Consider the following 13,818-nt stretch of genomic DNA (forward strand, 5'->3'; position numbering starts at 1 on the left):
GGAGCCGGTCGCGCCCGCGTCCCGGGCCCCGGCGCCCGGCGCGTCCGTGACGGCCCCGGCAGGGGCGTTCGCGGACGCTCCCGACGCCACGTGCCCCGCCGCGGCCGGCCGCGTTCCCGGAGCCTGCTTCCCGGGTCCCCGCGTCCGCGGCACCGGCTTCCCCGGCCCCGGCGTGCGCAGCTTGGCCGCGCGGGCCCGGCGTGACCGGATCTCCGGTCGCGCCTGCCTTTCCGGTCATGGAGCCGGTCGCGCCTGCCTCCCCGGTCATGGAGCCGGTCGCGCCTGCCTCCCCGGTCATGGAGCCGGTCGCGCCTGCCTCCCCGGTCATGGAGCCGGTCGCGCCTGCCTCCCCGGCCATGGAGCCGGTCGCGCCCGCGTCCCGGGCCCCGGCGCCCGGCGCGTCCGTGACGGCCCCGGCAGGGGCGTTCGCGGACGCTCCCGACGCCACGTGCCCCGCCGCGGTCCGCCCCGCCGTGGCCAGTGTCGTGCGGATCACGGACAGTTCGGCCGCCAGCTCCTCGGGCGGCGGGAAGTCGTCGTCCCGTTCCAGGAGCACCCCGGGCGGTGCCACCCGTGCCCGCAGACCGGCGAGGATGTCCAGGACCGGCCGGGTGACCGGGTGGGCGTGGGTGTCGTGCCAGACCCCGTCCCGCTCGATCCCGCCGGCCACGTGCACGTACGCGATGGCCTCCACCGGCAGCTCGTCCAGCGCCGCGTACGGGTCCTCGCCGCGGTTCACCCGGTTCGTGTGGAGGTTGGCCACGTCGACGAGCAGTTTGACGCCCGTGCGCTCGACGAGCTCCGCGAGGAACCGGCCCTCGGACATCTCCTCGCCGGGCCAGGAGACCAGCGCCGCGATGTTCTCCAGCGCCAGCGGCACGGGCAGCGAGTCCTGGGCGATACGGACGTTCTCGCACAGCACGGCCAGCGCGTCCCGGGTCCGGGGGACGGGCAGCAGGTGGCCCGCCTCCAGCGCCGGGGACGCGGTCAGCTCGCCCCCCGCCCGTACGAAGGCGATGTGCTCGGTGACCAGCGGGGAACCGAGGGCCTCGGCGCGTGCGGCGAGGTCGGCGAGGCGCTGCGCCGAGGGGCGGTCGGCGCCGCCGATGCCCAGGGAGACACCGTGCGGCACGATACGGACGCCGCGCTCGCGCAGCCGGACGAGCGAGTCGGGCAGATGGCCCGGGCAGACGTTCTCCGCGACGACCTCGACCCAGTCGAGGCCCGGCAGCCGTTCCACCGTGTCCGCGATCTCCGGACGCCAGCCGATTCCGATGCCGAGTTCCATGTGTCCCCCTCCTCCGCCCGCCGTGCCACGACGACGGTGCAGTGGTCATGGCCCCGGCGGGGCCCGGCGAATCCGCTGCGGAGGACGTTCAGAGCAACATTTGAGGTTCCACGGCCGGCTCCGGAACGAACGAGGGGCGAGGAGCCCGGCGAGCTGCTCCCGCCCCGCGTCCGGCCGGCCCCTGCCCTGCGTCGTCCGGCCCGTGTGCGGCGTGCGGCCCGCGCCTGTCGGGCCGCACGCCGTCGGGCGCTATCCGCCCGACGGCACCTCGGGACGGTCCGTGTTGACCGTGCCGGGGGCGGCCGGCGAGGGCCGGGAGGTCACCGAGATGTCGCCGGACGGCTGGGCGGGAGGGGGCGAGGGCGGCAGGTTCCCGTCCGGGGCCGGCGGGCCGCTCGGACTGGCCGACGCCCCGTTCGCCGCCTCGTTGGCGATGGCGTCGAAGTCGACCATGCCGGTCGCCTCCAGCATCGTGATGTGGTCGAGCACGGTCTGGTTGGAGTCGGACGCGAGCTGGCGGATGAGCGCGTTCCTGGTGGTGTGCCGGACCTGGGCGATCACCGCGAAGACCTTGCCGTGCGCGTTGCGCAGCAGATTGGCGAACTTGCGCTCGTACTCCTTGCCGCTCGCGGCGGACAGTTCGCGCAGCCACCCCTGCTGCTGCTCGGTGGGCTGGTTGGGCAGCTCGACCCCCAGCTTCGCCGCCACGTCGCGCGCCCGGCGGTCGAGGTCGGTGTGGCCGACGATGAGGTGGTCTCCGGCGTCCCTGATCGCCTGGCTCGGGGCGCGTTCGACGGCCTGCTGGCCGGCGGGCAGTTCCCAGAGTCCGGCCAGGCGGACCTTGACCAGCAGATCGCGGTCGGCCGCGGACAGCGGTCCCCACTGTGTCGCCACGGTCGACGCGTTCAGGTTCGCCTGCCCGGTTCCCGAGCGGTCGGCGTACGACCAGACGGGGAACGCGAGCGCGCCGACCGTGACGACGAGGGCCGCGATGATGAGAGCTGTCCCGTTGATGCGCCGCAACAATGTGCCTCCAGAGCCGAAACGTGACACGGCAGACCGATGCCGCCCGAGTCACCGAAGAGCCCGCCGGCCGTGCGGCCGGTCGAACTCAGGCGGTCAAACTACGCGGCGGTACTCAGGAGTACGAGTCCAGGTGCGGGAATGTTCAGTCCTGTGGCAGGACGTGCGCTCCGGCACCTCGCCGGAGGCGGTCCGCCCCCCGGCGGGCCCGCCCGGGAGGGCCGTTACGCCGTCCTTCGCCGGGAGGCGGGCAGGTCGGGGTGGTCGGCCACCACCGTGCAGGAACCGGGGGCGATCTCGGTGAAGCCGGCGTCGCGCACCACCGGCAGGCCGCCGCCCGTGAGGGCGCGCCAGCGGGCCGGGTCGGCGGTGCGCACGGCCAGGGGGTAGCCGGCCGCCCGCCATGCCGCGCGCTGCTCCCCGGAGAGTTCCCACCAGGCGAGTTGGGCGCCGTGCCCCGCCTGCGCCATGGCCTTGCCCGCGGACATCTCCACCTCGGGGCTCATCCAGAGGACGGGCTCCCCGGGGCCGGCGGGGGCCGGGGGAGCGGGGTCGTCCAGATCCGTGCCGGACACCTGGAGTCTGGCGAGTTCCCTGGGCCAGCCGTCGAGCGGTACGGGAGGGAACACCCGGACCTCGGCCGCCTTGCCCGTCACCGTGATGCCGGGCAGCGTGCACGCCTTGCGCCACTCGGCGCCGCGCGCCCGGCGGACGACCTTGCGGATCCGCGCGTCCTGCCAGTCCCGCACGGCCCGGGCCCATTCACCGTCGCCGGTGGAGCGTTCGTCGCCCAGGATCTCCAGCACGGCGCGCGCCGCGGTCTCCAACGCGTCGGTGCGCAGGGGCGGTTCGGCCCGCTCGATACGGACAACCAGCGGCAGGACGTACTGCGGTGCGCTGTCGCGGCTCTCGTTCTCGTGCCGGAACGGACTGTCGGGGGACTCCCCGGCCGGGGTGCCGGAACGATTTCCGGCCGGATTTCCAGCCGGATTTCCGAGCGGAGGTCCGGCCGGGGAAGCGGCCGGGGACACGATGTCGCGGGTGCCGTCTGCGGGATGTTCACTGCTCACGCGATCAGTGTGCCAGCCGCCCCGCCGGGGGCGGTTGTCGTACCGCGACGGTCCGGGCGAGGATGCCGGGCATGAAGAGTGATCTGTTCAGCAACGAGAACATGGCCCAGCAGGCGACGGTTCCCGGGATGACCCTGCAGAACGCCAAGTCGGTGAAGTACACGGTCAACGGCGAGATGCACGCCCGCCAGGGCTCGATGATCGCCTTCCGGGGCAACCTGGAGTTCGAGCGCAAGGGCCAGGGCATCGGCGGCATGCTCAAGCGCGCCGTCACGGGCGAGGGTCTCGCGCTGATGGCCGTGCGCGGCCAGGGCGAGGCGTGGTTCGCGCACGAGGCCAACAACTGCTTCATCATCGACGTCGAGCAGGGCGACTCCCTGACGGTCAACGGGCGCAACGTGCTGTGTTTCGACGCCTCCCTGTCCTACGAGATCCAGACCGTCAAGGGCGCCGGACTGACCGGCGGCGGCCTGTTCAACAGCGTCTTCACCGGATACGGCAAGCTGGCCGTGATGTGCGAGGGCACCCCGATCGTCATCCCCGTCACCCCCCAGCAGCCGGTGTACGCCGACACCGACGCCGTCGTCGGCTGGAGCAGCCGGCTCACCAGTTCGCTGAACCGCTCGCAGTCCGTCGGGTCGGCGATCCGCGGCGGTTCGGGCGAGGCCGTCCAGCTCAAGCTGGAGGGCGAGGGCTTCGTGATCGTCCGCCCGAGCGAGGCGGCCCCGCACAAGCCCGCACAGAGCTGAGACGACGCTGAGGCTGCGAGGGGTGGGCCGCCGTTACGGCCTCGCCGGGCCCTGGGTGCTGCGCGGCGTGGACCTGGACGTGCCGCGCGGGGCGCTGGTCCGGGTCGAGGGCGCCAACGGCTCCGGCAAGTCCACCCTGCTGCGGCTGCTGGCCGGGATCGACGCCCCGACCGAGGGGCGGATCACCGGCCGGCCGCGCACGGCCTACGTCCCCGAGCGCTTCCCGGCCGCGCTGCCCTTCACCGCGGCCGGCTACGTGGCGAGGCTCGGACGCGTCCAGGGCCTGGGGCGGCGGGCGGCCCGCACCGCCGCCCTCGGCTGGCTGGAGCGCCTCGGGGCCGCCGGGCATGCCCGGACACCGCTCGGCGAGCTGTCCAAGGGCACCTGCCAGAAGGTCGCGGTCGCGCAGGCGTTCGTCGCCCGGCCGGAACTGCTGGTCCTCGACGAGGCGTGGACCGGTCTGGACACGGCGGCCCGCGCCGAGCTCGACCGGGCCGTGGCCGAACTGGTCGCCGAGGGGTCGGCGGTCGTCTGCGTCGACCACGACCGACGCCGTCCGCCGGGCGCGGGCGACACCGTGCTCGCCGTGCGGAACGGCGCCCTGGTACGTCCGCCCCCCGTCGCGGCCCCGGCCGGGCCGCCCCCGGCCAGGATCGTGGCCGTCGGCCCGCCCGGCGCGGGCCTGCCCGACGGGCTTCCCGGGGCGCCCTCGGCGGTGGCGGGCGACGGCGGCGCGACCGTGTTCACGGTAGCGGCCGCACACTCGGACGCGCTGCTCCGTGCGCTGCTCACGGCCCGGCTGCCGTGGCACGTCCGCCAGGTGGAGACGGCCCCCGCCGTGCACCGAGGGGGGACGTCGTGACGGCGCTGCTCGCCTACCGGACGGCGCTGCTGCTCCGGTCGCAGCGCTGGCTGGCGCCGGTGCTGCTCTACGCCGCCGTCCTCGCCGTCGGCGTCCAGTCCGGCCGCCCCGTCCTGGACTCCCTCGGCTGGGCCGCCGCCGGCCTGCTGCCCGTGACGGCCTGGCTGGTGCGCATCTGCGCCACGCAGGAGCCCGCCGCCGCCCGGTACGTCACGGCCGCGGCGGCCGGCCCCGCACGGGCCCATCTGTCCGTGCTGCTCGCGGCAGCCGGGACGGCGGCGGCACTCGGCTGCGCGGCGACGGGCGTGGTCGTCGCGCTGAGCGACCTGTCCGGCGCGGACCACCGTGCCGCGATCCCCGCGGGGCACGCCGCGGCCGCCGGTCTGCTGGCATGCGCGGTGAGCGTGCTGACCGGTTCGGCGGCCGGGGCCCTGTGCACCCGCCCCCTGCTGCACGCGCGCGGCTGGTCGCTCGCGGCCGCCGCGGTGGCCGCCCTGCTCGCCCTGGTGACCACCGGCTCACCGGCGAAGGCCGCCGTGACCGGTCTGGTCACCGGCTCGCGCACCGGCGCGGTGCACCTGCCGTTGCTCCCTCTGACGGTGGCGGCGCTGATGGCCTGCGCGGCATCGGCGGTCGCCTGCCGCCTGGTGTCCCGGCGGGGAGCGGACGGCGGCCCGGCGGCGGATTAGGGCGTGTCGTGGCGTGGGGCCCTTCCGCCCGGAGCGGCGCGGGTCCCGGCGGGCCCGTTCCGATCCGTGCCGGTCGGCTTAGCCTGGAGGCATGGACGAGCACACGAAGGAGCGCGAGGCGTACTGCGGGGCCCCGGCCGGCACTCCTGCGGAGAGCCCCGCCGAGGAGGGCCCGTTCGCGGAGTGCGTGCTGTGCCGCGAGCCGACCGAGTACCCGGCGTCCGTGAAGGGCGCCCCGCTGTGTCCCGTCTGCGAGTGGCGGGAGGCCGAACGCACGGCCTGCTCCGGCTGATCGGGGGCCGCCGCGCGGGCGGCCCGGGTCCGGCCCGGGACACCCCCTTCGCACGGCGGGCGGGCCAGGGGACGCGCACGGCCCCCGGCGCCCGTGTCACCCGCGCATCAGCTCGGAGACCTTCACGAAGCGGTAACCGCGGCGGCGCAGCTCCGGGACGATGCGGCGGACCGCCTCCTCGGTGACGGGGGCGGCGCTGCGGGTGCAGTGCATGACCACCAGCGATCCCGGCTGCACGCCCGTGAGGACCTGCTCGGCCACGGCCTCCGCGTCCGTGGCGAAGGCGTCGCCGCTCACCACGTCCCACTGCACCGCCGTGACTCCGGCGGGGGCCACCGCGCGCAGGGCGGCGTCGTCGTGGCAGCCGCCGGGGAAGCGGAAGTACGGGACGGTGTTGCGCACCCCGGCGCGCTCGAACGCCCGCCGGGCGCGCTGCACGTCGGCGAGCATGCGCGGACGGGCGACGACCGGCAGGCCGTAGCAGTCGTCGGTGAAGGCGTAGTGGCTGTAGGAGTGGTTGGCGGTCTCGAACAGCGGGTCCGTGCCGATGGACTTCGCCTGCGCCGGGTACTCCTCCGCCCAGCGCCCGGTCATGAACACCGTCGACGGCACCTTCAGCGTGCGCAGGGCCTCGATCAGCCCCGGGTTGTCGAAGCGTTCCCCGCGGGCCGCCCGCGGTCCCTGGTCCGCCGTCATGTCGGCGTCGAAGGTGAGCGCGACGACCTTGGGCACAGGGGCGCCGGGGCGCGGGGTGGCCCGTGAGAAGACGGGAGCCCGCCCGCCGGCCGCGGGAGCCCGCCCCTCCTGCCGGGGTTTGCCCGGCCGCGGCGGTACGGGGGCACCGGTGTCCGGGGACGCGGTACCCGCCGGGGCCGCCGGGGGAGGAGTGGGGCGGTCGGCGGTGACGGGCGCCGCGCAGCCCGTGAGGCTCGCGCCCCATGCACCCAGCACGACGCAAAGGGCAAATCTTCGGACAAGTCTGGTCACTCGCCGAAAATATCCGATCATCATTCTGAGGGGTGGTCAGCCGGTCCCCCCGGCGCGGCCGGACGCGGTGGCACGGCGTCCCGGAGCCCCTCCCGCACCGTGGGATGATGCCTCCCGTGGGGCCCCCGGGGATCCGTGACAGGGAGGAACGGCATGGCGCAGCAGCCCGTCGCCGGTGTGCTCGCCGCCGTGACCGAGCTGCTCGCCGGCGCGCCGGACGAACGGGGCGGCGCCCTGTGGCGTCTCGCTCCGGTGGCACGGCAGCTGGACGCCAACGTGATCCGGGTCCCGCCCGGCGAGCGCGTCGTCCCCCATGTCGAGCCGGACCTGGATGTGCTGCTGTGCGTCCTGCGCGGCAGCGGGGAACTGACCGTGGCGGGGGCGAGCGAGCTCCTGGAGCCGGGCTGCGTGGCCTGGCTGCCCCGTGGCACCGAGCGCTCGCTGCTCGCGGGTCCCGGCGGGCTGGTCCACCTCACCGCCCACCGCCGCAGGCCCGGACTCACCATCGGCTCCACCCGCCCGTCGGCGACCGGCCGGCGCGCGGGCGAGTCCTCCCCGCCGGAAGGCGAGACCTCCGCCGGAGGCGGCCGGATCGACGGCCGGGAAGGCGGCGGCGACCCCGCGTGCCTGCTGAACCGGATCTGCCCCGCCTGCGACCGCCCCGCCGAGTCGTCGGACGCCCGCTACTGCGCCCGCTGCGGCAGCCGCCTGCCCGACTGACGCACACCGCAGGACCGCGCCCGCCGTACGCCCCTGACGGTCCGTCCGCGGTGTTCGTGCGTACCGGCGTTGAGCGCATCGCCCGCCTCATCCGTACCAAGGGTCGGACGCGTCCCCCGGAGCCGCCCATCGGCACCGGATCCCGTATCCCCCGCAGGAGGCAGCGAGTTGACTCACAGGCGAATACCCAAGCGGAAGGCCGTGCTGGCCGGAGCCGGGGCGGTGGGCATCGCCGCCGCGGCCGTGCTGCTGCCCCACGCCAACGCCTCGCAGTCCGGCGGGGGCGACCGAGCGGCCGCACCCCGCACGATGAGCGCGGCGAGCGCACAGGACCTGCTCTCCCGGCTGGGCCCGTCGCTCGGCGACGCGTATGCGGGCGCCTACTACGACGCCGGACGCAAGCAGCTCGTCGTCAACCTGGCAGGCGGCGACGACACGGCGGCCGAACGCGTCGCCGGCGAGGGAGCCGTCGCCCGCAACGTCGACAACAGCATGGGCGAACTCACCAGCGCGGCCCGCACACTCGCCGCCCGGGCCACCATCCCCGGCACGGCCTGGGCGGTCGACCCCCGGACCAACCGGCTCGTCGTCACCGCGGACCGTACGGTGCGCGGCGAACGCTGGGACCGGCTGGAGGCGGCGGTCGGCACCCTGGGCGCGGGCACCGCCGACCTCAGGCGCTCGGCCGGCGAGTTCACCCCCTTCCTGGAGGGCGGCGACGCCGTCTTCGGCGGGGGAGCGCGCTGTTCCCTCGGCTTCAACGTGACGACCGGGTCCGGCGCGCCCGGCTTCCTCACCGCCGGGCACTGCGGGGTCGCGGCCGCGCAGTGGTCCGAGGAGCCGAACGGCGCGCCGGTGGGTACGGTGCAGGCCGCGACGTTCCCCGGAGACGGCGACTTCGCCCTCGTCACCTACGACGACCCGGCCACGCAGCCACCGAGCACGGTCGACCTCGGCAACGGCCGGACCCTGGACATCCTCGGCGCAGGTGAGGCGGCGGTCGGCCTCGAGGTCTTCCGCATGGGCAGCACCACCGGCCTCAGGGACGGCCGGGTCACCGGCCTCGACGCCACCGTGAACTATCCGGAGGGAACGGTCACCGGACTCATCCAGACCGATGTGTGCGCCGAACCCGGGGACAGCGGCGGAGCCCTGTTCACCAGGGACGGCACGGCGATCGGACTCACGTCGGGCGGCAGCGGCGACTGCACCACGGGCGGCGAGACGTTCTTCCAGCCGGTGACCACGGCCCTGGCGGCGGTCGGCGCGGCCATCGGCGCGGGAGGCGGCGACGCGGACGCCGGCGCAGGTCAGGGTGCGGACGACGGCGCAGGGCAAGGCGCCGGCGACGGCACGGGCCCGGGCGACGGAGCGGGCCAGGACGCGGGTCAGGACGCCGGCGACGGCACCGGCTCGGCGGGCGGCGACGGGCAGGGAGGTGACGCAGCGGACGACGACGGATCGGCAGGGAACCGCGGCTGACCGCACGCCGCGCCCCCCACGCGGCCGCGATCACCGGGCGGGGCACCGGGCGCACCCCAGGGGTGCGCCCGGTGCCCCGCCGCCGCGTGCCGCCCGAAGCCCCCGCGCACGCGCACGCCCCGCCCCTCCGCCAGGACCACTAGCCGCCGGCCGCCGGCCGGCGGCTAGTGGTCCCGGCGGAGGGCACAGAAGCCGCGGGATGCGTCCACCGGACTCCCGGCGCCCGGCCGACGGGGACTGCGCCGCACCGCCGGTGTCGTCCACCGGGCCCGCCGCTCGACCGCGCCCGGATGCGGGAGCGGACCGCTCGTCGGAAGGTTGGACGGACGAACGCCGGGGGGACAGTCGAGAGGGAGACATGGACACCGACGCCCTGACCCCCGCGCTGCTGCGGCAGCTGCGGGCGCAGAAGCCCTACCCCGCCGTCTCCGTGACGATGCCCACCCACCGCCACGGCAAGGACAGCGAGCAGGACGCGGTACGGCTGCGCAACCTGATGGCCGAGGCGGAGCGCCGGCTCGGCGACGACGGCGTCGACCGCGAGACCAGGGCCGGGGTGCGTGCCCAGCTGGACCGGGCGGTGGCGGAGCTGGACCTGCGGCAGGCGCAGGACGGGCTCGCGATCCTCGCCGACACCCGCGAGTACCAGGTCTGGCGCCTGCCGCGTGCGGTGCCCGAGCGGGTCGTCCTCAGCGACAGCTACCTGACCCGCAACCTGGTCTCCGCCAAGGCGCAGGCGCGGCCCTACTGGGTGCTGGTCGTGGCGAGCGACCGGTCGACGCTGTGGAGCGGGGCGGACGAGTCGCTGCACGAGCACACCGGTGACGGCTTCCCGCACACCAGGCCGCAGGAGCAGGACGATCCGCAGCGGGAGCAGCGGCAGGGCGACGTGGCGAGTACCTTCACGGACGAGTGGACGCGGCAGTACCTGCGCGAGGTCGACACGGCCGTCGGCGCCGTCCTGGAGTCGGACCCCCGCCCGCTGTTCCTGGTCGGGCTCGCGCCCGCGCTGAGCGTCCTGCGGGACGCGGGGACGGCGACGGCGGCCGCGGCGGGCCGCGTCGTCAAGGGCGGACTGACCGACGGCCCGGCGGCCGAGCTGCTGAAGGAGGTGCGTCCGGCACTGGACGAGTACCGCACCCGGCACGCCGCCGCGGTGGCCGGCCGCCTCGACGCCGCCCGCGGGCGGCGCTCGTTCGCCGCAGGGCTGGACGAGGTCTGGGGCGCGGTGCGGGACGAGCGGGCCGCGCTCGTCGTCGTCGAGGAACACTTCCAGCGCACCGTCCGCGTCACCGCGGGCCACCTCCAGCCGGTCGACCCGGCGGCCCCGCAGGACCCGGAGGTACGCGAGGACATCGTCGACGAACTCGTCGAGACGGCCCTCGACGGCGGGGCCGAGGTGGTCTTCGTCCCGGACGGCACGCTGTCGGAACACGGCGGCGTGGCCGCCGAACTCCGCTACTGAGACCGCCCTCCCGGCCCGGAGCGCGGTGGGGCGTGGCCCCCTGTGCCACGCCCCACCGCGGGCGGACGGGGCCGCCGTGTCCGGCCGGCGCAGACCGGCGCCGTGCCCGGGGCCGGATCACGGCCGGTCAGGTGTGCCGTGAGGGCGTCCAGCTCCGTGCGCAGGGCGCGAATCCGTTCCAGCGGCAGGCCCGTGGCTGCGGCGATCCGGCGGGGGACGCCGAGGGCCCGCTCGCGCAGTTCCCCGCCGGCGGCCGTCGGGCGCACCGTGACGGACCGCTCGTCCGCGGCGCTGCGCCGCCGCTCCACGTACCCCGCCGTCTCCAGGCGCTTGAGCAGCGGCGAGAGGGTGCCGGAGTCGAGGCGGAGGTGGTCGCCGATCTCCTTGACGGGCAGTTCCCCGTGCTCCCACAGCACCATCATGGCCAGGTACTGCGGGTAGGTGAGCCCGAGGTCCTTCAGGGCCGTGCGGTAGACGCCGTTGAACGCCCGCGCCGCGGTGTGCAGCGAGAAGCAGATCTGGTGGTCGAGGCGGAGGAACTCCTCGTCCGGTACGTCCCCGGGCAGGGGTGGGGTCGGCGTCGCGTTCTCCATGCGTCCACAGTACCAAGGTGTGCGCGATTAAGTTGTGCACAACTTAATCGTGTGCTTTATTGGTGGACATCGGTTCCCGACCCACGAGGGATGGTTCTTCCATGGACGCGCTCTACACCGCTGTCGCCACCGCCAACGGACGCGAGGGCCGCGCCGTCAGCTCCGACGGCCACATCGACCTGCCGCTCGCCTTCCCCGCGGCCCTCGGCGGCGACGGCCGGGGCACCAACCCCGAGCAGCTCTTCGCGGCCGGCTACGCCGCCTGTTTCGCCAGTGCCATGGGGGCGATCGGCCGGCAGGAGAAGATCGACGTCAAGGACGCATCCGTCACCGCGGAGGTCTCCATCGGCAAGGACGACGACGGCGGCTTCGCGCTCTCCGTGATCATGCGCGTCGAACTGCCCGACCACCTCCAGGGCGAGCCCGGCCGCGCCCTGCTGGAGAAGACCCACGCGTACTGCCCGTACTCCAAGGCGACCCGCGGCAACCTGCCGGTCGAGCTCGTCATCGAGTGATCGCTCCCGGGGGGGCCGCGGCGCCCCTCCGGCCGCCGCCCGCCGACGCACGGCGCGGACGGCGTCCCCGCGGGTGCGGGGACGCCGGGCCGGGTCAGTGCCAGGGGCCGGTGACCGCGAAGGTCGTGCCGGGGTTGTAGACGTTCACGTACATCGTGGCGTCGTCCGGCGAGAACGAGACGCCCGCGAACTCGCCCCAGGTGGGCTTGGTGGGCGTCCCGGTGTTCTGCCTGTTGCGGGCCATCGCGTACACCTCCCCGCGCTTGGTCACGCCGTAGACGTGCTGGGCGCCGTCGCCGTCCTCCGCCACCATCAGGCCGCCGCATGGCGCCAGACAGATGTTGTCGGGGGACTCGCCGGGCAGCTGGACGTCCGTGCCCGGGCCGAACACGATCACCAGCGTCAGGCGCCGGCGGTGCGGCTCGTACCGCCACACCTGGCCGAAGTGGTCGCCGGCGGAGCCCTCGGCGCTGCGGGCGTAGCTGGAGACGAAGTAGACCGAGCGGCCGCCCCAGTAGCAGCCCTCCAGCTTCTGCGCGTGGGTGACGCCCCTGCGGCCGAAGTCCTGGTGCCGGATGGGCGTGGTGGTGGCCTGGCTGTCGGGCACCGGCACCCACTCGATCCGGTCGAACCGCGCACCCGTCTCCTGGATCCGCGACAGGTCGGGCACGCCCGGCACCCGCATGGCCTGGAGATGGCCGCCGGCGCGCAGCGAACCGGTGCCGCCGAGCGGCCGGTCGGGGAGGAACCGGTAGAAGAGCCCGAAGGGCTGCTCGAACGCGTCCTCGGTCTCGTAGACGATCCCCGTCGACGGGTCGACGGCGATGGCCTCGTGCTGGAAGCGGCCCATCGCGGTCAGCGGCACCGCGCCGGTGAGGTGGGGGTCGCCGCCGTCGACCTCGAAGATGAACCCGTGGTCCTTGGTGTACCCGTTCGTGCCGGCCCGGTCCTCGGTCTCCTCGCAGGTCAGCCAGGTGCCCCAGGGGGTGGGCCCGCCCGCGCAGTTGACCGCGGTGCCGGCGATGGCGACCCGCTCCGACAGGACGTTGTTGCGGCCGTCGAGTTCGAGCGCGGTGCAACCGCCCTTGGCCATCGGGTCGTAGGTGAGGCCCTCGACGGTCGGCACGCCGATTCTGCCGTTGTACCGGTTCTCGTGGTTGCGGACGAGGACGACGTGCCCGCGGCTGCCTTGGAAGGCGGCCATGCCGTCGAAGTTGCTGGGCACGGGACCCTCGCCGGAGCGCAGCGGCTGGCCCTGGCGGGAGAGGACCGTGTAGCGGAAACCTTCCGGCAGGTCGAGCAGACCCGCCGGGTCGGGCACGAGCGGGCCGTAGCCCCCGTGGCCGCGGGCGGCCGCGGTCCCGGTGAAGAGTTCGGTGAACGCGCCGCTGAAGGCGATCGATGCGCCCACCGCGCCGGCTCCGGCCAGTGCTTGACGTCGTGTTGCGGTCATGAGGCAACTCCCTGCTGGCGGACAGGAGATGTGACCCGCATGTGTGTATCACGCAACGTGCCGCTTCGTAACCAGGCGTGCCACAGTGGCCGCTGGGGCCTCCGGGGCCGGCCCCGGAGGGAGTACGTCCGGACCGGCCGGATCCGGCCGGTCCGGCATGGCTGCCGTGCCCCGGCCGGATCGGCCGCGCGGGATCAGGCGAGCGAGGCGCTCAGCGTGATCGTCGTGCCCGTCAGCGCCTGGCTCACCGGGCAGTTCGCCTTGGCGTCCTCGGCGGCCTTGGTGAAGGCGTCGGCGTCGATGCCGGGGACCTCGCCCTCGACGGTCAGGTGGATGCCGGTGATGCCCTCACCCGGCTGGAAGGTGACCTCCGCCTTGGTCTCCAGGCGCGAGGGCGGGGTGCCGGCGCCCGCGAGGGCGTGCGAGAGGGCCATCGAGTAGCAGCTGGAGTGGGCGGCCGCGATGAGTTCCTCGGGGCTGGTCTTCCCGTTCGCCGCCTCGGCGCGGGAGGGCCAGGAGACCGGGTACTCGCCGATGCCGGAGGAGTCGAGAGTGACCACACCCTTGCCCTCGAGCAGGTTGCCTTCCCAAACGGTGTGCGCCTGGCGCGTGGTAGCCATGATCTTCCCT

General features: G+C 75.0%; 14 protein-coding genes and 1 pseudogene. 8 read left to right on the forward strand and 7 right to left on the reverse strand.

All coding sequences use genetic code 11. From position 1 onward, the window contains the following. The 3 genes from EAO77_RS15825 to EAO77_RS15835 all read right to left on the reverse strand — a co-directional run. Positions 1-1,288: DUF692 domain-containing protein (locus EAO77_RS15825; RefSeq protein WP_261993920.1), on the reverse strand; the 1,288-nt coding region annotated here is incomplete at its 3' end. Between the two features lie 249 nt (positions 1,289-1,537). Further along, positions 1,538-2,311, reverse strand: coding sequence for a DUF4142 domain-containing protein (locus tag EAO77_RS15830; RefSeq protein ID WP_187283223.1), 774 nt, complete (start codon positions 2,309-2,311; stop codon positions 1,538-1,540). Positions 2,312-2,535: 224 nt separating this feature from the next. Then, the gene (locus EAO77_RS15835) at positions 2,536-3,381 is read right to left on the reverse strand and encodes a peptidyl-tRNA hydrolase (RefSeq protein WP_261993921.1); all 846 of its coding nucleotides are present in this window, start codon (positions 3,379-3,381) and stop codon (positions 2,536-2,538) included. Positions 3,382-3,452: 71 nt separating this feature from the next. Here EAO77_RS15835 and EAO77_RS15840 point away from each other — a divergent pair, with 71 nt between their 5' ends. From EAO77_RS15840 to EAO77_RS15850, 4 genes are all read left to right on the forward strand, one after another. Then, positions 3,453-4,130 carry an AIM24 family protein gene (locus EAO77_RS15840; RefSeq protein ID WP_147988599.1) on the forward strand — a complete coding sequence of 226 codons (678 nt, stop codon included), beginning with the start codon at positions 3,453-3,455 and terminating at the stop codon, positions 4,128-4,130. Positions 4,131-4,152: 22 nt separating this feature from the next. Further along, positions 4,153-4,992 (forward strand): ATP-binding cassette domain-containing protein, encoded by an 840-nt coding sequence (locus EAO77_RS40030; RefSeq protein WP_261993922.1) that lies wholly within the window; start codon positions 4,153-4,155, stop codon positions 4,990-4,992. Then, positions 4,989-5,681 (forward strand): ABC transporter, encoded by a 693-nt coding sequence (locus EAO77_RS40035; protein ID WP_261993923.1) that lies wholly within the window; start codon positions 4,989-4,991, stop codon positions 5,679-5,681. The genes EAO77_RS40030 and EAO77_RS40035 overlap by 4 nt, the downstream gene beginning before the upstream one ends. A 91-nt stretch (positions 5,682-5,772) precedes the next feature. Further along, on the forward strand, positions 5,773-5,973 hold the full coding sequence (locus EAO77_RS15850) for a hypothetical protein (protein ID WP_147988601.1): 201 nt from the start codon (positions 5,773-5,775) through the stop codon (positions 5,971-5,973). A 96-nt stretch (positions 5,974-6,069) separates the two neighbouring features. On the opposite strand, the gene EAO77_RS15855 is transcribed toward EAO77_RS15850, so the two are convergent. Further along, the gene (locus EAO77_RS15855; RefSeq protein ID WP_147989160.1) at positions 6,070-6,981 is read right to left on the reverse strand and encodes a polysaccharide deacetylase family protein; all 912 of its coding nucleotides are present in this window, start codon (positions 6,979-6,981) and stop codon (positions 6,070-6,072) included. 132 nt (positions 6,982-7,113) lie between these two features. Here EAO77_RS15855 and EAO77_RS15860 point away from each other — a divergent pair, with 132 nt between their 5' ends. The 3 genes from EAO77_RS15860 (at position 7,114) to EAO77_RS15870 (ending at position 10,627) form a co-directional block, all read left to right on the forward strand. Next, positions 7,114-7,680, forward strand: a complete 567-nt coding sequence (locus EAO77_RS15860; RefSeq protein WP_147988602.1) for a cupin domain-containing protein — start codon at positions 7,114-7,116, stop codon at positions 7,678-7,680. 168 nt (positions 7,681-7,848) lie between these two features. Next, positions 7,849-9,162, forward strand: a complete 1,314-nt coding sequence (locus EAO77_RS15865; RefSeq protein ID WP_147988603.1) for a S1 family peptidase — start codon at positions 7,849-7,851, stop codon at positions 9,160-9,162. A gap of 358 nt (positions 9,163-9,520) precedes the next feature. After that, positions 9,521-10,627 carry a chemotaxis protein gene (locus EAO77_RS15870; protein WP_147988604.1) on the forward strand — a complete coding sequence of 369 codons (1,107 nt, stop codon included), beginning with the start codon at positions 9,521-9,523 and terminating at the stop codon, positions 10,625-10,627. Between the two features lie 113 nt (positions 10,628-10,740). On the opposite strand, the pseudogene EAO77_RS15875 reads toward EAO77_RS15870, so the two are convergent. Then, positions 10,741-11,220: pseudogene (locus tag EAO77_RS15875) on the reverse strand (MarR family winged helix-turn-helix transcriptional regulator); the annotation flags it as partial. A 101-nt stretch (positions 11,221-11,321) separates the two neighbouring features. Between EAO77_RS15875 and EAO77_RS15880 the strand changes: the two are divergent. Continuing rightward, a complete protein-coding gene (locus EAO77_RS15880; RefSeq protein WP_147988606.1) occupies positions 11,322-11,735 on the forward strand; it encodes an organic hydroperoxide resistance protein in 414 nt (137 codons plus the stop codon). Between the two features lie 94 nt (positions 11,736-11,829). On the opposite strand, the gene EAO77_RS15885 is transcribed toward EAO77_RS15880, so the two are convergent. After that, entirely contained in the window at positions 11,830-13,188 is a 1,359-nt protein-coding gene (locus EAO77_RS15885) for an alkaline phosphatase PhoX (RefSeq protein WP_147988607.1), read from the reverse strand. A 194-nt stretch (positions 13,189-13,382) separates the two neighbouring features. Further along, entirely contained in the window at positions 13,383-13,808 is a 426-nt protein-coding gene (locus EAO77_RS15890) for an OsmC family protein (protein ID WP_147988608.1), read from the reverse strand. Positions 13,809-13,818 lie beyond the last annotated feature (10 nt).

The sequence above is a fragment of the Streptomyces sp. T39 genome (assembly GCF_008042045.1).
GTDB lineage: Bacteria > Actinomycetota > Actinomycetes > Streptomycetales > Streptomycetaceae > Streptomyces.